The sequence below is a fragment of the Nocardia sp. NPDC004722 genome (assembly GCF_053601505.1).
This window is the reverse complement of record NZ_JBSGBY010000075.1, coordinates 1-20254: the sequence shown is the minus strand read 5'-3', so window position 1 is coordinate 20254 and position 20254 is coordinate 1. Positions and strand designations below refer to the sequence as shown.

Genomic DNA, 20254 nt, shown 5'->3' with positions numbered 1-20254 from the left:
ATGCCGCCGAAGCCGTCCGCCGCCACTCCCGCAACCCGGACCAGCCCATCGGCCTAGCCCTCTTGGACCAAACCAACCTGGCAGGCATCGGCAACATCTACCGCAGCGAAATCTGCTTCCTCCGCCGCATCCACCCGGCGACCCCGGTCGCCGACATCACCGACCTCCCCGGCCTGGTAGACGAGGCCCACCGCATCCTCACCAAAGCCGCCCACCAACCACCCTGGCGCACACTGGCTTACGGCCGACAACGCCGCCCCTGCCAACGCTGCGGCACGAACATCGTCGTTCATCTGCTCGGCAACGATCCCGCCTCGACCCGCACCGACCGCGGCATCTACTTCTGCCCCCGCTGCCAGCCCACACCGACCACTGCCCGCTGAAACCAGCCGCCGAATCCTCGCTCGCCGAGCCAGTCGATCATGGCGTCGAATCCGTCGGCCGCATTCAACTCGTGCGCAATACTGTGGCCCGCCCCGCGCTGCACATAGGTACTCGGCACCGCCTGCGCGGTGAAGTACATCCGCTGGCTCTCCCGCACACTCGCCGCATCGCACGGCTGATGCTCGGGCGGTGTACAGAACAGGAAATCATCCTCCCCCAGCACCAGAAGTGCAGGCACCCCAATCGGATTCATGGCCTGCACAACCGTCACCGATGTCGGTGTCGCGACTTCCCCCACGGTGTCCGTCCCCCGCCGCCGATCATCGGCGGCAAGCATCCCCGGATCCACATTGCCCGGTTGATGAAAAACCGCCAACCCACCGGACCGCATTGTCAGATACCCCGGCGGCAACGGCTCCCCACCCGCACTATCGACCGGTTCATGCCACGACATCAGCGCGGCAGACGGCACCAGCCCAGGCACATTCACCCAACTGGTACCTATGATGCCATCGACATCCCGATAACTCGCGGCCTCGATCTCGGTCACCACTGTGCCGAACGAATGCCCCACGGTGACAATCCGAGACCAGGAATGCACCACATCCCCACGCCGAGCCGCCTGCACAATCTGATGCACCACATCCGCATTGGACAACGCCGTTACATCCAAGGCAGCCGGATGGCCGCTGCGCCCCGACCCGATCCGGTCGATCGCAAGTGTGGAGTACCCCGCCGCGGCAGCATGCCGCACATACGAATAGCGCCCACCGAATTCCGGTGGATCCCAATAGAAATGGTCATACACAAGCCCATGCACCAACACCTGCAACGTGGCAGATGGACCACTACCCGGATCGCAGAGATTCCCATATACGGCATACGAATTCCCGGCCACAACAACCGGAAGCTCCACATCCCGGCAACTCACACCCACATCCGCATGCGCACTTCCCGGCAAGGCGATCCCCGCCACCACCGCGACCGCCGCCACGACCATCCGCCCTAACCTCGCCATCATGCCGCCCCTCGCGTCAGCCCCAGCCGCCTCAACTGCGCACCGAGCAGGAATGTAACACGTTCTACCGCAGCCGAACTCGTCGTCGACCGCGAATCATCCCTCGGCCCGAGCATCCTTGGATGCCAACTCGCGGAGTTCCGGGGCACCACCGGAGAATTCGGTGTGTCCGGTTGCTGAGTTGGTTAGGGTTCGGGTTTGCGAAGGGAGGCACGGGTGGATCCCATGGCCTGGCTCGGTCGGCTGTTGACGTTGGATGACTGGGTGGCGGTTCCGAAGGACGACAGTCATGGCTTCGAGCTGGTCGAGGGGCTGTTGATCGTTTCGCCACGGCCGGATCAGAGACACGAGCAGGCTGTCTTGCGACTGGCCGCGCAACTCGAGCCGCAGCTTCCCATTATCTGGGGGACCCTTCGCAGGGTTGAACTCGTGGTCGATCCGGGACCGTTCCCGACCGTGCGAATGCCCGACCTGTTGGTGGGCACGGAAGCCGGGATCGAGGACGAACTGCCGCGCTGGTCGCCCGAGAAGGTCTGCTTGGTAGCCGAGATCATGTCGGACGGGACCAGGCGCACCGACCGGGTGGCCAAACTCGCCGAGTACGCCGAAGCGGGCATCGAGAACTACTGGCTGATCGATATGGACGAGCCCATGAGCCTGCGGGCTTTCCGGCTCATGGCCGACCGGTACGAGTGCCTCGGCACGCAGACCGGTCGGATCGCGCTGCCCTTGCTGAATTCCAGCGTGACGATCGACCTTCCGGCACTGACCGGCAGGCGGACGGTCGGTCAGGCCCAGTTGTAGGTGCGTTCGACCGCCTTGTTCCATTCGGTCATGAGGTGGGTGCGGTCGGCGGTGGACATCGTTGGGGTCCAGCGTTTGTCTTCGGACCAGTTGGCTCGGATGTCGTCGGTGGAGGTCCAGTAGTCGACGGCGAGGCCGGCGGCGTAGGCGGCGCCGAGGGCGGTGGTTTCGGTGACCATGGGGCGGACTACTGGGGCGTCGAGGATGTCGGCTTGGAATTGCATGAGGAGTTCGTTGACGACCATGCCGCCGTCTACTTTCAGCGTCACCTTTTCGACGTCGAGGTGTTGGGCTTCGGAGTCGGCGCGCATGGCGTCGATGACCTCGCGGGTTTGGAAGGCGGTGGCTTCCAGGACGGCTCGGGCGAGGTGGCCCTTGTTGACGAAGCGGGTGAGGCCCGCGACGACGCCTCGGGCGTCGGGACGCCAGCGCGGGGCGAAGAGGCCGGAGAAGGCGGGGACGACGTAGGCGCCGCCGTTGTCGGCGACAGTGCGGGCGAGGGGTTCGATTTCATCGGCGGAGGAGATGATGCCGAGGTTGTCGCGCAGCCACTGCACCAGCGAGCCGGTGACGGCGATGGAACCCTCGAGGGCGTAGACGGCGGGCCGGTCGCCGAGGCGGTAGCAGACGGTGGTGAGTAGGCCGTGCTCGCTGAAGACCGGGGTGGTGCCGGTGTTCATCAGCATGAAATTGCCGGTGCCATAGGTGTTTTTGGTATCACCGGGCGAGAGGCACGCCTGGCCGAAGGTGGCGGCCTGCTGGTCGCCGAGAATGCCCGCGACGGGGACGCCCGCCAGCGCGCCGGTGGTGATGTCGCCGTAAACCTCGGAGCTGCTTCGGATTTCGGGCAGCATCGACATCGGAATGCCGAATTCGGCGCAGATCTGCGGATCCCATCGCAGCGTGCGCAGATCCATCAGCATGGTGCGCGAGGCATTGGTGACGTCGGTGATGTGCTGCCCGGTCAGCTTCCACAGGATCCAGCTGTCGATGGTGCCGAAACACAGCTCCCCGGCCTCGGCGCGCGCCCGCGCGCCCGGCACCTCGTCGAGGATCCAACGCAGTTTGGGCCCGGCGAAATACGTGGACAGCGGCAGGCCGGTGCGGTCGGCATACCGGTTGGGCCCGAAGTCACCGGCGAGAGTCGCGGTGAGTCCGGCGGTGCGCAGGTCCTGCCAGACGATGGCGTTGTAGACGGGTTTGCCGGTGGCGCGTTCCCACACCACGGTGGTCTCACGCTGGTTGGTGACGCCCGCCGCGGCGACCTCGGCGGCCCCGATGCCGCAGCCCTTCAATGCCTGAGCGACCACCAATTCGGTATTGCGCCAGATGGTTTCGGGATCGTGCTCGACCCATCCGGGCTGCGGGAAGAGCTGTTCGTGCTCACGCTGGGCTACTCCGGCGATTCGGCCCTGATGATCGAACACGATGCAACGACTCGACGTCGTCCCGGAATCGATGGCGGCCACATAACGACGCATCGCTCGAGGCTAACCGACGCCGCACGCTACTGTGGGTACCCTAGCCCTCGGTAGCCGGAAGTTAACCCGGAGGAGTCGAGCATGACGAAGCAACCGCGATCGCAGTTCCTCGGCCCCGAGCAGCGTGAAGCTGCCTGGGCCCGACTGGGCAAGGACACCTTCGACGTGATCGTCATCGGCGGTGGAGTGGTCGGCGCGGGCATCGCCCTGGACGCCGCCACCCGTGGCCTGGAGGTCGCGCTGGTGGAGGCCCGCGATCTGGCGGCGGGCACCTCGAGCCGCTCCTCGAAGATGTTCCACGGCGGTCTGCGCTACCTGGAGATGATGGAGTTCGGACTGGTCCGCGAGGCCCTCAAGGAACGCGAACTGGCGCTGTCCACGCTGGCCCCGCACCTGGTCAAGCCGCTGCGGTTCCTCTACCCGCTCAGCCACTACGGCTGGGAGCGGCCGTACGTGGCCGCGGGCCTCACCCTCTACGACACCATGGGCGGCGCGAAATCCGTTCCCGGACAGCATCATCTGACCAAGTCGGCGGCCATGCGACTGGCGCCGGGCCTGAAGAACGGCGTGCTGACCGGCGGGCTCACCTACTACGACACCGTGGTCGACGACGCCCGCCACACCATGACCGTGGCCCGCACCGCCGCCAATTACGGTGCGGTGGTGCGCACTTCCACCCAGGTGGTCGGGTTCCTGCGTGAGGCGGACCGGGTGACCGGCGTGAAGGTGCGCGACAGCGAGGACGGGCGCACCGCCGAGATCCGCGGCAGCGTGGTCATCAACGCCACCGGCGTGTGGACCGACGAGATCCAGGCCATCGCCGGGCAGCGCGGCCGCTTCCACGTGCGCGCGTCCAAGGGCGTGCACATCGTGGTGCCGCGCGACCGCATCGCCAGCGACACCTCGATCATCCTGCGCACCGAGAAGTCGGTGCTGTTCGTCATCGCGTGGAGCACCGACCACTGGATCATCGGCACCACCGACACCGACTGGAACCTTGATCTCGCGCATCCGGCGGCCACCAAATCCGATATCGACTACCTGCTCGAACACGTCAACAAGGTGCTGGTCACCCCGCTCACCCACGCCGACATCACCGGCGTCTACGCGGGCCTGCGCCCGCTGCTGGCCGGGGAGAGCGACCAGACCTCGAAACTGTCGCGCGAGCATGCCGTGGCCCGCATCGCGCCCGGGCTGGTCGCCATCGCGGGCGGCAAGTACACCACCTACCGGGTGATGGCCTACGACGCGGTCGACGAAGCGGCACAGGACATTCCGCGCCGGGTGCCGCCGACGGTGACCGAGAAGGTGCCGCTGCTGGGCGCGGACGGCTACCACGCGCTGATGAACCAGACCCCGCACCTGGCCGAGAAGTACGGCATCCACCCGTACCGGATCCAGCACCTGCTCAACCGATACGGCTCGCTCATCGACGAGGTGCTCGGCCTGGCCGACGGCAAACCCGATCTGCTGCAACCGATTACGGAATCCCCCGGCTACCTGCGGGTGGAGGCGGTGTACGCGGCCGCCGCCGAGGGCGCCCTGCACCTGGACGACATCCTCGCCCGCCGCACCCGCATCTCCATCGAATACGCCCACCGCGGAGCGGATTCCGCCGACGAGGTGGCACGGCTGGTGGCCCCGGTGCTGGGCTGGTCGGAGTCCGATATCGACCGCGAGGTCGCGATCTACACCGCCCGCGTCCGCGCCGAGATCGAATCCCAAACCCAGCCCGACGACGCGGGAGCCGACGCCCTGCGCCTCGAAGCTCCGGAAGCCCGCCGAGAAGTCCTCGACCCGATCCCCCTCACCCAGCCCGAATCCGTCTGAACAACCCCTCGCCTGAGCAACCCCTCGTCATCCCGGCGTGCTTTTGGCCGGGATCCACACCGGCAGGGGAACTACCGTGCGCGTTGGATTCCAGCCAAGAGCACGCCGGAATGACGGGGCGCTTGCCCGCAGGGAGGGCCTGTAGGCCGCGTCAGACCTTGCGCACTGTGGCGTGGGCCTTGGCCAGGCGGTCGACTGCTTCTGCAAGGGTGGCCGCGTCGGAGGTGGTGAAGCACAGGCGCATCGAGCGGGTGTAGTCGGTGGTGACGGCGAAGGCGTTGCCGGGGACGTAGGCGACGCCCGCGTCGAGAGCGTGCGGGAGCAGGGTGTCGGTGTTGGTGCCGTCGGTGAAGTCGGCCCAGACGAACATGCCGCCCGCGGCGTCGGTGCAGGTCACGTTATCGCCGAAGCGGGCGCGGACGGCGTCGACCAGGGCGCGGGCCCGGTCGCCGTAGACCTGGCGGACGGTGTCGACGTGGGCGGTGAGCCAGTCGGTGTCGGCGAGGAGTTCGGCGGTGATCTGCTGGGTGAGGGCCGAACCGCACAGGTCCGCACCCTGCTTCAGCAGTTCGACGGCCCGGCAGACCTGGGCGGGCGCGATCATCCACCCGGCCCGCAGCGAAGGCGCCAGGATCTTCGAGGCGCTGGAGAGCCGGATCACGAAGGGCGAGTAGGTCGCGACGGGCGCGGGCGAGGGCCGGTCGAACCAGAGTTCGCCGTACGGGTCGTCCTCGAGGATCCAGAAGCCGTACTGCTCGGCCAGGCTCGCGAGTTCCCGGCGGCGCTCCGCGCTCAGCGTGACGCCGCCCGGATTGTGGAAGTTGCTGACGGTGTGCACGACGGCGGGTCGCTCCCCGGCGGCCAGCAGCTCGCGCAGCGCGTCGAGGCGCATGCCGTCGGAATCCAAGGGCACGGCCACGATTCGCGCACCCGCGGCCCGGAAGACCTGCAGCGCACCGACATACGCGGGGTCCTCGACCACGACCAGCGCGCCCGGATCCAGCAGCACCTCCGCCAGCAGCGAGAGCGCCTGCTGCGAGCCGTGCGTCACGAAGATCTCGTCGACCGGGATGTCGCGCCCGGTGCGCCCGGACTCGCGGGCGGCCAGCACCTCACGCAGCGGCCCCCACCCGGGGGACTCGGTGTACTGCAGCCGGGAGCGGTCGGACAGGGCCGCGTCGGCGGCCGCGGCGATCCGGTCGCGAGGCATGAGTTCGGCGTCCGGCAGCCCGCCGGCCAGGCTGATGATGTCCGCGCGCGAGGTGAGCTTGAGCAGGTCACGGATCGCCGAGCTCTGCAGGCCGTCGAGCCGCCGCGCGAGGGGCGGGAAGGTCGCGGACATGAACCACCTCCGAGGGAACGCCGGGGTATGCGAAACTCCACCATGTCACACGGCGACCAGGATATGAAATTCGAATCCCAATATATGAGACGTGAGTCCAGATCCCGGGCTACTCGATCGACTGGATGAGGTGCTTGCCGTCCCGCTCGACGGTGGTCACCCGCTCGGTGTAGACCTCCGTCGTGCCGTCCGCCCGATGCTCGGTGATGTCCACGTCGTGGAACGACTGCGTCTGATCGGGGCTCTTCCCGGACTCGACGATCTTGAGGCAGTAGGTGGTGCCCGGCTTGAGCGGATCGATGCCCTTCTGCTGAATCACGTCGGCGGGCATCACCGTGGTCGACTCCGGCACCACGAACGACCGCGCCAGCACACCGCTGCGCTCGACGTAGAAGGCGTGCTCGAAGCCGAGGATCGCGTCCACGCCGCTGCCGGTGCCGCCCGCGCCGTTGCCGATCGTCAGCGGGCCGTCGTGCTTGGACGGGCAGCTCAGCGCGGCCACCGTCGAGGGCGTCTTACCGGTGGTGGTCACCCCGGCCACCGGAGCGCTGTCCTTGCCGCCGCGCAGCACCGCGAACACCACCAGCCCGATGACCAGCAGCAGCACCACCGCGCCGCCCGCGATCACGCCGATCTTGCGCCACGACCGCGTGGTCTCGGGTTTCACCTGCGGCGCAGGGGTTTTCGGCGTCAGCGCCTTGACGATGGGATCATCGGCCCAGGACAGCGACTCACCCTGCGGCGCATCGGATTCCGCGGGCGGCGCGGGCGGGAAGCCGCTGGGCGCGGAGCGCCACCACGAGTCGGGGGCGCTCTCCGCGCCCGTCGAATTCGGTTCGGCGGCTTGATCGGTCCCACCGAGGCGGGTGGTGAGTTCTTGATCACCCGGGGTCGATTGCGACCCGCCAGGCGGGATTCTCACGGTCTGTTCGACATCCGGGGTACCCGATTGCCGCCCGGCGCCCTCGACGGCCGGAAACTGGCCCGTGGACATGCCGTTCACCGGCGGGTACTGCCCGGTCGAATACTGCGCCGGATACTGACCGGTCGTCGGCCCCCAGGCATCGGGGGCCCGATACTGCGGTGGTGGGGGCGGGACCTGCCCACCCGCGGGACGCCATCCCACATCCGGGCCCTGCGGCCCGGGCACGGGACTCCAGCCGGGCGCGGCGGGGACCGGGGTGGGACCGAACTCGTTGATCGAGGGCCCGAAATCGCCCAGCGACGGCCCGAATTCACCCACCGCGGGGCCGAATTCCGACTCCGCCTGCTCGGGCTTGTTCGTCTCCCCGGGTTCGGGACGGTCGGCGGATTCGTCCTGACCGGAAACCATCACCCGTCCTTTCGCCACATGCGCGTGGGGCGGTCGCTACCGACCGCCCCACGCGACGACACTTCCCCTACCGGTGCCATCACCGGAAACCTATAGAACCGTCAGTACTGAACCGACTCGCCCACCTGGGCGGTCACGCCACCGACGTCGACCGACTGGGACGGCCGCTCGCCCTCGGGGAGCTTACCAATCTGCGCCGCCGCCTCCAGGATCGTGGCGCCGCCCGGCATCAGCCGGATGAAGTTCTCGGCGTCGGCCTTGGCCGCGTTGGCCGCGGCGGTGTCCAGCAGGAACTCGACCTTCTGGTCGTTGTCCGGGCCGCTGCCCGCGAACGCGGTCACCTTGATCTGGTTGATCGTGGTGAAGTCCAGCGACATACCGGCCTCGCCGATACCGCCCGGCGTGGTGTAGCCGATGGTGCCGACGTAGCCGTCCAGGTTGCTGAAGTGGTGGGTGTTGGCGGCCCAGCCCGGCAGCACCGCGCCACCGTCGAGGTTGACCCCGACCTCGGTGTGCGGGCCGGTCATGGCGACCACCGGCGCGGCCGGGGCGGTGTCCACGGCGGGCGACTGCCAGCGCGGCTGCTGCGCCGGGACCGCGGTCGAGGGCTGACCGGTGATGGTGTCCACCGACGGATCCGGCTTCGGCGTGGTGCCGGCCGGCTGCGCGGTCTGGTCGTTCGGCTTGGGCGTGGTGGCCTGGCCCGGCGTGGCCGCCGGATCCGGCTGGGTCACCACGGGCTGGGTCGACTGACCCGGCACCGGCAGCGGCGCGACGCGCGGCACGGTGACACCCGGCTGCGGCTTCACCGACTTGGGCTGGGCGGGCTGCCCGTTGTTCCCGGCCTGCGACGCGTTCGGATCGCTCTTGGGGGCGTTGGCATCCGGCTTCGGGGTGGTGCCCTCGGGCTGGGTGGCACCCTGCGGCTGACCCGGATCCTGCTGCGGCGCAGTGGTGTCCGGGGTGGTGGGCGCGGTCACACCCGGCTGGGTCTGCTGCGGCTTGGTGGTGCCCGGCTGCACGTTCTCCGGCTTGGGCGCGGGCACGACCTGCGCCTTGGCGTCCGGAGCCGGGGTTTCGGTGGTGGGCGGCGTGGCCGGATCGGGCTGCTGCTGGTCGGCGGGGACCGCGCCCGGATCGGCGGGGGCGGCGTTGGCGGGCGCGGACAACAGCGACACCACGGCGGCCGCACCGGCCAGCGTCAGGGAGGTGCTCGCCTTGATCCGACTCGGCTTGCGGTGCTTCACGTTTCGCTCAATTCCTTCGTCCCTCGGGGCGCACGATCGCTCCGGGGCATCGAAGAGCCTCGCCGCGGAGGGGAATTGAGAGCCCCCGCTACGTAACGCTCGCGACCGCCCTGCCGATCGCTTCCGCCGCGAACTTAATCACAAGGGAGACAAGGCAGCAAGACAGGCCGGTAACAAAGCGTGATTCCGAGGGTGTGAAAACCGTTGCGACTAGTCCAGATCGTCGTGCCGCATGAGCTGACGCGCCGCCTCGGTGACCGATCCGGTCAGCGACGGATACACCGAGAACGTCTGCGCCAGATCGTTCACCGTGAGGTTGTTCTGCACCGCGAGCGCGATCGGCAGGATCAGTTCCGACGCGATAGGGGCCACGACGACGCCGCCGATCACCACACCCGTGGCGGGGCGGCAGAAGATCTTCACGAAACCCCGTCGCAGGCCCGACATCTTGGCGCGCGGGTTGGTGTTCAACGGCAGCATGACCGTGCGCGCGGGCGTCTCACCATTGTCGATCGCGGTCTGCGAGACACCGACGGTCGCGATCTCCGGGCGCGTGAACACCGCCGAAGCGACGGTCTTGAGGCGAATCGGCTGCACGCCCTCACCGAGCGCGTGATACATGGCGATGCGGCCCTGCATGGCGGCCACCGAGGCCAGCGGCAGCAGACCGGTGCAGTCGCCCGCGGCGTAGACGCCGGTCGCGGTGGTGCGCGAAACCCGGTCCACGCGCAAGTATCCGCCCTTGTCCAACTCGATGCCCAGGCGTTCCAGACCCAGCCCGGTGGTGTTCGGGATGGAACCGACGGTCATCAGCGCGTGGGTGCCGGTGACGGTGCGCCCGTCGGACAGCTTCACCACGACGCCTTCGGGAGTGCGCTCCACCGCGTCGGCGCGGGCGTGCTTGGCCAGCTCCACACCGCGCTCGGCGAGGGCCTCCTCGAGCACCAGCGCGGCGTCGGCGTCCTCACGGGGCAGCACGCGGTCCTGGCTCGAGACCAGTTTCACCTTCACGCCCATCTCCGTATAGGCGGAGACGAATTCGGCGCCGGTCACACCGGAACCGACGACGACGAGCGTCTCGGGCAGTTCCTTGAGGTCATAGAGCTGGCGCCAGTTCAGGATTCGCTCGCCGTCGGGTTCGGCGCCGGGCAGCACGCGCGGGCTGGCGCCGGTGGCGATGAGCACCACCTCGGCCTCGATGACCCGCTCCTGGCCGTCGGAGAGAGTGGCCTTGACCAGGTGGGTGGCCAGGCCGGGAGCCTGGTCGATGATTTCGCCGTAGCCCGCCAGCACGGTGACGCCCGCGGTCTGCAACTTGGCCTTGATATCGGAGGACTGGGCCTGCGCGAGCGCCTTCACACGCGAGTTCACCTCGGCGAGACGCACCTGTGCCTGCGAGGGATGCACGGTGATGCCCAGGTCACGGGCGCGGCGCAGGTCGGTGCGCACGCCGGTGGAGGCGATGAAGGTCTTGGACGGCACGCAATCCCACAGCACGCACGCGCCGCCGATGCCGTCACTGTCGATCAGCGTGACCGGCGCCCCGTGCTGTGCCGCCACCAGCGCCGCTTCATATCCGGCGGGGCCGCCACCGATGATCGCAATGCGGGTCATTGTTCCTCCGCGTTCATTCCGGCCCCGGGATCTCCGATGCCGGTCCCTTACGTTATCCGTCCAGCTCCTTACGTGTTTGACCGCATCCAGGACAACTGTCCCACTGTGGCGCATCCCATTCGCGAAGTTCGCCCGTCGTCGAGGGAGTGTTGCCCGAACTCCTTGCCGCCCCAGGACGAACCGGACACGCGCGAGGTCCGGCACATGTTCCGGCGACTTCACGGCTACCGATCATGCGCGCGCCGACCGACTTGTGACGGGATCGGGGATGGTCTCCCCGGATTGTTCGATAGGCTTCTATGGTGCCGATTTACGCCGCCTATGGGTCCAACATGGATCCCGAGCAGATGCTCAAGCGCTGTCCGCACTCCCCCGTATACGGAACCGGCTGGCTGGAAGGGTGGCGACTCACCTTCGCCGGGGACGACATCGGCTGGGAGGGACCGCTGGCGACGGTGGTCGAAGATGCCGGGCAACGGGTCTTCGTGGTGCTGTACGACGTTCCCAGCGAGGACGAGCTGAGTCTCGACCGCTGGGAGGGTTCGGACTTCGGAATCCACAAGAAGATCCGGCTGCGCGTTACCCCCAATCAGGGTCCCGGCTCCGAGCCGGTGCTCGCCTGGCTCTACGTGCTGGACGCCTACGAGGGCGGGCTGCCGTCCGCGCGCTATATCGGCGTCATCGCGGATGCCGCCGAGAAGGCGGGCGCGCCAAGCGATTACACGCACGCGCTACGCACCCGCAACAGCAAGAACGTCGGCCCGGGCACTTTCGGGCCGTAGCGGCCGGAAGATTCGGCGCGGCGGCGGCGTTGCGGGACAAGAACGATCTTCGAACCGTCGAAAGAGGAGTCATGCCCGCGACACCCGTGCCCGCCCCGATCGCCGAATTCCTGTCCCGGCCCAACCCGGCCGTCTTCGCCTCGAATCGTCCGGACGGTCAGCCGGTCTCGGTGGCCACCTGGTACCTGTACGAGGACGGCCGAATCCTGGTGAATCTGGCCGACTTCCGCAAGCGCCTCGACTACCTGCGCGAGGATCCCCGTATCAGCCTGACCGTGCTGGCCGACGGCAACTGGTACAGCCACGTCAGCATCCAGGGCCGCATCGTCTCCATCGAGAACGACGCGGACTCCTCGGTCATCGACCGCATCGCCCAGCACTACATCGGCAGCGACTACGGCGTGCCCGACCAGAAGCGCGTCTCGGTGTGGATCGAGATCGACCGCTGGCACGCCTGGGGCGCGATCGCCGAAGCGGCCAAGTAACCCTGAAACAACTAGACCTCCGAAACACGAAGCCGGGCCGCACCTTCGGGTGCGGCCCGGCTTCGTTCGTGTGGGTCAGCTCGCGTTCAGGACGATATTGGTGAACACCCGGACACCGGCGGCCAGCGCGCGCTCGTCGATATCGAAGGTCGGCTGGTGCAGGTCGAGCTGCTCGCCCTGACCGGACCAGACGCCGAGCCGCGCCATCGCGCCCGGCACCTCCTCCAGATACCAGGAGAAGTCCTCGCCGCCGCCGGACTGCTGGGTGTCGGCCAGCGCGTCCGGGCCGAGACCGCGGATGGCCTCCTCGTACATGCGCACGGCCTGTTCGTCATTGACGACCGGCGGCACGCCGCGCTTGTAGTTGAGCTGGTAGCGCACGCCGGTCGGGGCCAGCAGGCCCTCCACGATCTCGCGCACCATCGGCTCGAGCAGCGACCAGGTGGCGTGATCGCCGGTGCGGACGGTGCCGGTGAGCATGCCGGTCTGCGGAATCGCGTTGGGCGCCTTGCCCGCCGACACCGCGCCCCACACCATGACGGTGCTGGTGCGTGGATCGATGCGGCGCGAGAGCAGGCCGGGCAGGCCGGTGATGACCGTGCCCATGGCGTAGACCAGGTCGCTGGTGAGGTGCGGCCGGGAGGTGTGGCCGCCGGGCGAGTCCAGCACCAGTTCGACGGTGTCTGCGGCCGAGGTGATCGCGCCGACCCGGATGCCGACCCGGCCGACTTCCAGTCGCGGATCGCAGTGCAGCGCGAACATGCGCGAGACGTCTTCCATCGCGCCCGCGGCGACCATGTCGATGGCGCCGCCGGGCATGACCTCTTCGGCGTGCTGGAACACCAGCCGCACACCGACCGGAAGGTCCGGAATCTCGGCCAGCGCCAAGGCGGTGCCGAGCAGGATGGTGGTGTGCGCGTCGTGCCCGCAGGCGTGTGAGACGCCGGGCACGGTGGAGGCGAACGGTAAGCCCGTGTACTCCTGCAGCGGCAGCGCGTCCATGTCGGCGCGCAGTCCGATTCGCGGAGTATCGGGGCCGATGTCGACGATCAGGCCCGTACCACTCGGTAGCTTGCGCGGCTCGAGCCCGGCCTTGATCAGCCAGGACTCCACGAATTCCGTGGTACCGAACTCGGTCCGGGAAAGCTCGGGGTTGGCGTGGATATGACGACGCCAAGCCTTGAGATCGTCCATATGCTCCGAAAGCCAGGACTCCACCATCTCGTGCCCCGTAGCCGGTTCCATCGCGACGCTCGCCTGCGTGCTGACGCAGCCAGCTGTCACTGGTCCGTTGAGTCGCGCCGCGGACCGGCCGGTTGTGCTCACCGAATGTCCTCCTGTCGCTGAAACTGCCGTTGAATGACTCGTTCCGACAACCTGTCCCTGTGCACTTTGTCGCCCGCAATATGTATCGCGGTGCGAGCCAACGCCGTTGCCCCATCCAGGACCGCGCGGTCCGCCGAGGCGTTCACGGCGGCGGCCGCGAACGCGGGCTGGTGGGTGACCGCGCCCCCGGCATCGATGCCGATGACCGGGTGAATACCGGCGATGACGTTGGTGACGTTGCCCATATCGGTGCTGCCCAGCGGCCGGGCCGCCTCGAATTGCGGGGCGATGGGCTCGCGGCCGAGATCTGCGATCTGCTCGCGATAGGCACACAGTAGTGCGCTGTCGGGAGTGAGCTCGGTATACGTCGGCGCGAGCTTCCGGATTTCGTGTGTGCATCCGGTCGCCAGGGCACCAGCCTCGAAACATGCCGATGCTCGTTGCATCAGATCTTCGAGGGTCGCGGTGTCGACTGCGCGTAGGTAATACAGCAGCTCCGCGTGTCCGGGCACGATATTGGGGGCTACGCCGCCCGACCCGACTATACCGTGCAGTTGCTGTCCGGGCAGGAGATGTTGCCGCAGCAAACCTAAAGCAACTTGCGCCACGGTGACGGCATCCAGGGCATTCCGCCCATAGTGCGGCGCGGCGCTGGCATGCGATTCCCGGCCGTGGAAAACCACGGACACATCCGCGAGCGCCAGCGAATGCGCACCGGCGATGTCTTCCGGACCGGGATGCACCATCAGCGCCATGGCCAGATCGTCGAAGACGCCGCGCTCGAGCATGAGAACCTTGCCGCCGCCGGACTCCTCGGCGGGCGTACCCAGCACTTTCACCGTGATGCCGCAGGCGTCGGCGACCTCGGCCAGCCCCATGGCCGCGCCGACGGCCGACGCCGCGATGATGTTGTGGCCGCAGGCGTGCCCGATTTCGGGGAGTGCGTCGTATTCCGCACAAATTCCGACCACCAGGTCGCCGCTGCCGTATTCGGCGGTGAATGCGGTGGGTAGATCCGCTACGCCCGTTTCGATCCGAAAGCCGCGTTCGCGCAAAGGCTCGATTGTCTTTGCGACGCTGCGAAATTCCTCGAAGGCGAGTTCCGGCTCGGAATGAATGTCGTGGGACAGCGCGATCAATCGCTCGCGTTGTGCGGCGATCGCGGCGTCTACCTCGGCGATGAGCACTGGATCCGGTGCTGCCAGGACAGCATTCGATGCCGACACGGAAAGATCATCGTGCCGACTAGTCGGTTTGCGAAGAGTGCGTTCATCGCTGTTGCGCGACGCTTGCATCCCAACAGTCTCGCACTACCGTCCCGATCTGTCGCACCAGGTCCGGCGGAAAATATCCGGCAGATCACGAGATGGGCAGAAATTAGGGGTTCGAGAGCAAGCCCTCGAACCCCTCGAAACGGGAGGAACAGACCTTACGGATTGAAGGCCAGGTTCTCCGGGGTGGTCTCCACGGCCAGACCGGCGAGCGCGTTCTGGTGCAGGGCGCGCTTGATGACCGGCAGGTTCGGCTTGCGGTTGCCCTTGAGGAGATCCGCGCGCGCGATGGCGGTGGCGAGCAACGACTCCGCATCCGCCTTGCCGTCCACGATGCCCGCGGCGATGGCGTCATCGGCGCCGTAGCGGCGGCCGGTGGTCATGGCCTCGACGGCGACCTGGTTGATCAGGCGGTTGGTGACCAGGGCGTTCATGGCGACCGTGAACGGCATGCCCAGGTGCACCTCGGGCAGGCACCAGAAGCCGCGGTCGGCACGCATGATCCGGAAGTCGCAGGAGGTGGCGAGCATGGCGCCCGCGCCGAAGGCGTGACCGTTCACCGCGGCGACGGTCGGCAGCGCGAAGGCCAGCAGGCGGCTGTAGAGCGAATGCACGCGGTCGAGGTACCAGCAGTTCTTGTCGAAATTGCCGAACAGCCAATCGGTGTCGAGGCCGTTGGAGAAGAACTTGCCGTCGGCGGTGACGACCAGCGCGGCCGGACCCTCGGACGCCTCGACCTCGTCGAGCAGCGCGTGCACCTCGGTGATCCAGTCCGGGTGGAAACGGTTCTCGCTGTCGATGGTCTGACCCTCGGTCCCGAGAGACAGCACGAACACGTCCCCATCACGCTTCAAATAAGGCATGCGTGCAGCGTAGCGAGGGCGCGGAGCGATACCTACCCGTGGGTAGGGATAACTTGCGGGACACGAAAGAGCCGGACAATCGGCGTGAAAACGGCAGGTCGTGGCGGTGGCCGGGCAGCGTTGATCGCCTAGGACTAGGGTGGGCGACATGCTAGCCGAGAAGGCCATGGGCGGGGTTTCCGAACTAGCCGCCGAAGCCATTGCCGAACGTACCGGTGTGCGCAAGCACCGGGTTGCCGTGGTGCTGGGATCGGGCTGGCAGGAAGCTGCCGCCGTGATCGGCGAACCGGCCACCTCCATTCCCATGGCCGAGGTGCCGGGATTCGGATCGCCCACCGCCCAAGGGCATCAGGGCACCATCCACTCCGTTCCCGTGGGCGACGAGCCGGTGCTGGTGCTCATGGGTCGCCAGCATCTCTACGAGGGCCACAAGCCGGGGCAGGTCGTGCACAACGTCCGTACCGCGCTGGCAGCAGGCGCGCAGACGGTGCTGCTCACCAATGCCGCGGGCGGCATTCGCGAAGATCTCGCCGTCGGCGAAGCCGTGCTGATCAGCGACCATCTCAACCTGACCGGGCGCACCCCCATCGAGGGCGCGAACTTCGTGGATCTGGTCGACGCCTGGGATCCCGAATTGCGGGCGCTGGCAAAGGAAATCGACCCCACCCTGAGCGAAGGCGTGTACGCGGGGCTCATCGGGCCGCAGTACGAGACGCCCGCCGAGGTGCGCATGCTGCGCACCCTGGGTGCGGACCTGGTCGGCATGTCCACCGTGCTGGAGGCCATCGCCTGCCGCGAGGGCGGCGCGAAGGTGCTCGGCATCTCGCTGGTCACCAACCTGGCCGCGGGTGTCACCGGACAGCACCTCTCCCATGCCGAGGTCCTGGCCGAAGGCCACGCCGCCGCACCGAGATTGGGCAAACTGCTGCGCGGCGTGCTGGAACGCCTCTAGGCGCGCGGGGATGCTGCGCTTCGGAACCGCCGGGCTGCGCGGACCGCTCCAGGACGGCCCGGACGGCATGAACGTGGACACCGTCTCCCGCGCCTCCGCCGGGATCGCGGCCTGGCTGCGCGAGCGCTGCCTGGGCGGCGGCCTGGTCATCGTGGGCCGCGACGCCCGGCACGGCTCCGCCGAATTCGCCGTCGCCACCGCGGAAGTCTTCGCGGCGGCGGGGTTCTCGGTGCTGGCTCTCCCCCACCCGGTGCCGACACCGGTGGTCGCCTTCGCCGTCCGTGAGCTGAAAGCCGTTGCCGGAGTGCAGATCACCGCCTCCCACAACCCGGCCACCGACAACGGCTACAAGGTCTACCTGGACGGCGGCTCCCAGCTCATCCCACCGGCCGACGCCGAGATCGAGCGCTGCATCGACGCCGTCACCACCCCGATCCCCCGCACCGAGCCCGCCCCGGTCGACCCGGCCATCCTCGGGCTGCCCGCGGACGCTCCGGCCGACGCCCTCGGCGCGGAGATCATCAGCCGCTACCTGACTCGAATCACGTTGTTGCCCAACATCATCGGTGGTGAAGGCAAGACTTCTCGTGATTCCGGCGCGCTTTCGGACGGAATCCACGGCGCGAGTGTGGATCCCGGCCAAGAGCACGCCGGGATGACGGAGGGGTCACCCGCCCGGATGACGGATGAGGCTCACGCTGGGGCCACGGATGAGACTTACGCCGGGACTGCGGATGCGGCTCGTGCTGGGGCCGCGGATGAAACTCACGCCGGGGCTGCGGATGAGGCTCGTGCCGGGGCCGGGGGTTCGGGTTCGGCGGAAACGCACGGGCGCGCGGAGATCCGGATCGCGTTGACCGCTATGCACGGCGTCGGCGGTGAGTTGGCGGTCGCGGCGCTGCGGGGCGCGGGATTCGATGAGGTGCTGGTGGTTTCGGAGCAGTTCGCGCCGGATCCCGACTTTCCGACCGTGTCGTTCCCGAATCCCGAGGAGCCGGGGGCGGCGGATCTACTGCTGGATCTGGCGAAGCGGCTCGAGGCCGATATCGCCATCGCACTGGATCCGGATGCGGACCGGTGTGCGATCGGCGTCCGGGGGCCCGACGGATGGCGGATGCTGCGCGGGGACGAAACCGGGGTGCTGCTGGGCGATTTCGTGCTTCGGACGGCCGAGCGGGATTCGCTGGTGGCCACCACCATCGTGTCGTCGCGGCTGTTGAGCAAGCTGGCACCGGCGCGCGGGGCGCGGTACGCGGAGACGCTGACCGGGTTCAAATGGCTGGCGCGGGCGGGTGAAGGGCTCGTCTACGCCTACGAGGAGGCCATCGGGCACTGCGTCGATCCGGCTGCCGTGCGGGACAAGGACGGGATCTCGGCGGCGGTCGTGGCGGCGGACCTGGTGGCGCAGTTGAAGGCTGAGGGCCGGACCGTGCTCGACGTGCTCGACGATTTCGCCGTGGAGTTCGGTGTGCACGCCGGGGATCAGGTGTCGCTGCGGCTGCCCGATGTGAGCGAGGCCGCGGCGGTGGTGGCACGGCTGCGCGAGGCCCCGCCGACCGAGATCGCCGGGGAGGCCGTGACCTGCACCGATATGTCCCAGCTGCGCGGGCGGATGCGTACGGACGCACTGGTTTTCGAAGGTCCGTCGCTGCGGCTGGTGATCCGGCCGTCCGGGACCGAACCGAAGCTCAAGTGCTATCTGGAGACCGTCGTGCCCGTGGCCGATCGAGCCGGGCTACCGGCCGCGAAGGCCGCTGCCGCGCAACGGCTCTCCGACATCCGGCAGTTCTGCGAGAAACTCTGAAGGTCTGCGCGAAACCCTGAGGCTGGTTCAGCGGGGGCCGAACTGGCGGTCGCCCGCGTCGCCGAGACCGGGGACGATGTAGGCGTCGGAGTTGAGTCCGCGGTCCACCGAGGCCGTGACCAGGCGCACCGCGTGACCCGACTTCTCCAGGGCGGCAATGCCTTCCGGCGCGGCCACCACGCACAGCACGGTGATGTCGCGGGCATTGCGACCGGCCAGCAGGTCCAGCGTGTAGACCATGGAGCCGCCGGTGGCGAGCATCGGGTCCAGCACGATCACCGGGGTGCTGGAGAGGTCCTCCGGCAGCGACTCCATGTACGGGGTCGGCTGATGGGTCTCCTCGTCGCGGGCCACCCCGACGAAGCCGATGCGCGCGTCCGGGATCAGATTCTCCGCGGTCTCCACCATGCCGAGCCCGGCGCGCAGCACCGGAACCAGCAACGGCGGAGCATTCAGCCGCGTCCCCTCCGCCGCGGCCACGGGCGTGGCGATCGGAAACCGCTCCACCGGGGCGTCCCGCATGGCCTCATAGACCAGGATCCCGGTCAGATCCCGCAGCGCCGCCCGGAATGTCGGATTGGTTGTACGAGCGTCTCGCATGGTGGTCAGCAAAGCGGCAGCGAGCGGATGGTCCACGACGAGAGTGCGCATACGAAAACCATAAATCAGCCCCGCCCACCAAGATCCCCGCCCGCCGGATTTCCCCCACCCGGAACCAACCCGCCCCGCCGTACGTCCAACCCCCTACAACCGAAATCCACCCCGCGACCGGCATGAAAGGGGCATTCATGCACCGCATTTCGCTCCACCCCGACGGCATCACCCGCTGCGCGACCACCACCACCCTCCTCGCCACCGACCTCGCCGCCCTCCCCACCCGAGCCGCCACCACCGCCCCCGACCTACTCGCCCCCGCCTTCGGCCTCCTCGGCACCGACTTCCTCACCGCCTACGCCGCCGCCCACACCACCCACCTCACCGACCTGGCCGAACTGTCGGCGGTCTTCGCGAGCATCGGCACCGCGACAGCAGCGGCCGCATCGACCTACGCCACCCACGACGCGCGGTACACGACAGCACTGCGCACGGCCGACCAGGAGCTGCGCGCATGACCACCGCGTCCTCCCGCCACGATGGACACCACCGCATCCACTCCCGAACGCCACTCCCCGGCTGCCGCCGCGGCCGTCGGCCGAAATCGGGCAGAGAAGACGACGACATCGCCAGGGTAAATCCGCTGCCGCGCACCCGAGTTCACACAGGGACACGCCGATGAACGCACCGGGCGACCCCCGCCGACGGCGACATGTCCGACGAGATGGGGGCCGGCCGCCAAGTTCGGGCCGACAGCCGGTGTACGACCGCCGGTGTGGATCCCGGTCAAGAGCACGTCGGGATGACGAGCGCGGCGGATGCATGGACGACATGTGCGGCGCGGGCCTAGCGGGCCGATCCGACGCGATCCCGGAGGGTGTGGGAAATGCGCTGCGCTGCATACCGATTCAGGACGAGGTGGGGCGATGAGTGCGCCGATCGGGGTTTCAGCGTTGGCGGAGCCGATTCTCGCGTTGCTGGAAAGCTTCGGGTCATCCGGGGCGGGGCCTGCGGCCGAGACGTTGCGGGCGGCCTCGGCGGCGGTCGATGACGTTCGGGCGCAACAGAAAGCAAATAAAAAGAATGTCGCAAGGCAGTGTGAAGTGGTTCAACGGCGAAAAGGG

The 20254-nt window shown here is 68.2% G+C and carries 18 protein-coding genes and 1 pseudogene; 9 read left to right on the top strand and 10 right to left on the bottom strand.

Features of this window, described 5'->3' with window-relative positions:
• Positions 1-383: pseudogene (locus ACWELQ_RS10750) on the top strand (Fpg/Nei family DNA glycosylase); the annotation flags it as partial.
• On the opposite strand, the gene ACWELQ_RS10745 reads toward ACWELQ_RS10750, so the two are convergent.
• Positions 338-1384: an alpha/beta hydrolase gene (locus ACWELQ_RS10745; protein WP_452396806.1), complete on the bottom strand. Its 1047-nt coding sequence runs from the start codon at positions 1382-1384 to the stop codon at positions 338-340. The pseudogene ACWELQ_RS10750 and the gene ACWELQ_RS10745 sit on opposite strands and share 46 nt — an antisense overlap.
• Before the next feature lie 243 nt (positions 1385-1627).
• Between ACWELQ_RS10745 and ACWELQ_RS10740 the strand changes: the two genes are divergently transcribed.
• A complete protein-coding gene (locus tag ACWELQ_RS10740) occupies positions 1628-2206 on the top strand; it encodes a Uma2 family endonuclease (protein WP_452396807.1) in 579 nt (192 codons plus the stop codon).
• On the opposite strand, the gene glpK is transcribed toward ACWELQ_RS10740, so the two are convergent.
• Complete coding sequence (glpK, locus tag ACWELQ_RS10735) at positions 2191-3687, bottom strand: glycerol kinase GlpK (protein ID WP_452396805.1); 1497 nt, start codon at positions 3685-3687, stop codon at positions 2191-2193. The genes ACWELQ_RS10740 and glpK overlap by 16 nt on opposite strands.
• A gap of 81 nt (positions 3688-3768) precedes the next feature.
• On the opposite strand from glpK, the gene glpD reads away from it, so the two are divergent.
• The gene (gene glpD, locus ACWELQ_RS10730; RefSeq protein WP_452396804.1) at positions 3769-5517 is read left to right on the top strand and encodes a glycerol-3-phosphate dehydrogenase; all 1749 of its coding nucleotides are present in this window, start codon (positions 3769-3771) and stop codon (positions 5515-5517) included.
• 151 nt (positions 5518-5668) lie between these two features.
• Here the strand turns inward: glpD and ACWELQ_RS10725 are convergent, their stop codons facing one another.
• The 4 genes from ACWELQ_RS10725 to ACWELQ_RS10710 all read right to left on the bottom strand — a co-directional run bounded on the left by ACWELQ_RS10725 (position 5669) and on the right by ACWELQ_RS10710 (position 11053).
• Positions 5669-6859, bottom strand: a complete 1191-nt coding sequence (locus ACWELQ_RS10725) for an aminotransferase-like domain-containing protein (RefSeq protein WP_452396803.1) — start codon at positions 6857-6859, stop codon at positions 5669-5671.
• Positions 6860-6968: 109 nt separating this feature from the next.
• Positions 6969-8192: a hypothetical protein gene (locus ACWELQ_RS10720; protein WP_452396802.1), complete on the bottom strand. Its 1224-nt coding sequence runs from the start codon at positions 8190-8192 to the stop codon at positions 6969-6971.
• A 101-nt stretch (positions 8193-8293) separates the two neighbouring features.
• A complete protein-coding gene (locus ACWELQ_RS10715) occupies positions 8294-9439 on the bottom strand; it encodes a hypothetical protein (RefSeq protein ID WP_452396801.1) in 1146 nt (381 codons plus the stop codon).
• 210 nt (positions 9440-9649) lie between these two features.
• Positions 9650-11053, bottom strand: coding sequence for an NAD(P)H-quinone dehydrogenase (locus ACWELQ_RS10710; RefSeq protein ID WP_452396800.1), 1404 nt, complete (start codon positions 11051-11053; stop codon positions 9650-9652).
• Between the two features lie 302 nt (positions 11054-11355).
• Between ACWELQ_RS10710 and ACWELQ_RS10705 the strand changes: the two genes are divergently transcribed.
• Positions 11356-11835 (top strand): gamma-glutamylcyclotransferase, encoded by a 480-nt coding sequence (locus ACWELQ_RS10705; protein WP_379366354.1) that lies wholly within the window; start codon positions 11356-11358, stop codon positions 11833-11835.
• Positions 11836-11906: 71 nt separating this feature from the next.
• Positions 11907-12320 carry a PPOX class F420-dependent oxidoreductase gene (locus ACWELQ_RS10700; protein ID WP_452396799.1) on the top strand — a complete coding sequence of 138 codons (414 nt, stop codon included), beginning with the start codon at positions 11907-11909 and terminating at the stop codon, positions 12318-12320.
• Positions 12321-12395: 75 nt separating this feature from the next.
• Here the strand turns inward: ACWELQ_RS10700 and ACWELQ_RS10695 are convergent, their stop codons facing one another.
• The 3 genes from ACWELQ_RS10695 to ACWELQ_RS10685 all read right to left on the bottom strand — a co-directional run bounded on the left by ACWELQ_RS10695 (position 12396) and on the right by ACWELQ_RS10685 (position 15780).
• Positions 12396-13565 (bottom strand): M20 family metallopeptidase, encoded by a 1170-nt coding sequence (locus ACWELQ_RS10695; protein WP_452396798.1) that lies wholly within the window; start codon positions 13563-13565, stop codon positions 12396-12398.
• Positions 13566-13642: 77 nt separating this feature from the next.
• Complete coding sequence (locus ACWELQ_RS10690; RefSeq protein WP_452396797.1) at positions 13643-14872, bottom strand: M20 family metallopeptidase; 1230 nt, start codon at positions 14870-14872, stop codon at positions 13643-13645.
• A 203-nt stretch (positions 14873-15075) separates the two neighbouring features.
• Positions 15076-15780, bottom strand: coding sequence for an enoyl-CoA hydratase/isomerase family protein (locus ACWELQ_RS10685; RefSeq protein ID WP_452396796.1), 705 nt, complete (start codon positions 15778-15780; stop codon positions 15076-15078).
• A 148-nt stretch (positions 15781-15928) separates the two neighbouring features.
• Between ACWELQ_RS10685 and ACWELQ_RS10680 the strand changes: the two genes are divergently transcribed.
• Together ACWELQ_RS10680 and ACWELQ_RS10675 are read left to right on the top strand one after the other, a co-directional pair.
• Positions 15929-16732 carry a purine-nucleoside phosphorylase gene (locus ACWELQ_RS10680; protein ID WP_452396795.1) on the top strand — a complete coding sequence of 268 codons (804 nt, stop codon included), beginning with the start codon at positions 15929-15931 and terminating at the stop codon, positions 16730-16732.
• Positions 16733-16742: 10 nt separating this feature from the next.
• Entirely contained in the window at positions 16743-18536 is a 1794-nt protein-coding gene (locus tag ACWELQ_RS10675; RefSeq protein ID WP_452396794.1) for a phospho-sugar mutase, read from the top strand.
• A gap of 27 nt (positions 18537-18563) precedes the next feature.
• Here the strand turns inward: ACWELQ_RS10675 and upp are convergent, their stop codons facing one another.
• The gene (upp, locus tag ACWELQ_RS10670) at positions 18564-19187 is read right to left on the bottom strand and encodes a uracil phosphoribosyltransferase (protein ID WP_452396793.1); all 624 of its coding nucleotides are present in this window, start codon (positions 19185-19187) and stop codon (positions 18564-18566) included.
• Between the two features lie 137 nt (positions 19188-19324).
• On the opposite strand from upp, the gene ACWELQ_RS10665 reads away from it, so the two are divergent.
• Complete coding sequence (locus tag ACWELQ_RS10665) at positions 19325-19648, top strand: type VII secretion target (RefSeq protein ID WP_452396792.1); 324 nt, start codon at positions 19325-19327, stop codon at positions 19646-19648.
• A 408-nt stretch (positions 19649-20056) separates the two neighbouring features.
• On the top strand, positions 20057-20254 hold a 198-nt coding region (locus tag ACWELQ_RS10660; protein ID WP_452396791.1), incomplete at its 3' end, for a hypothetical protein.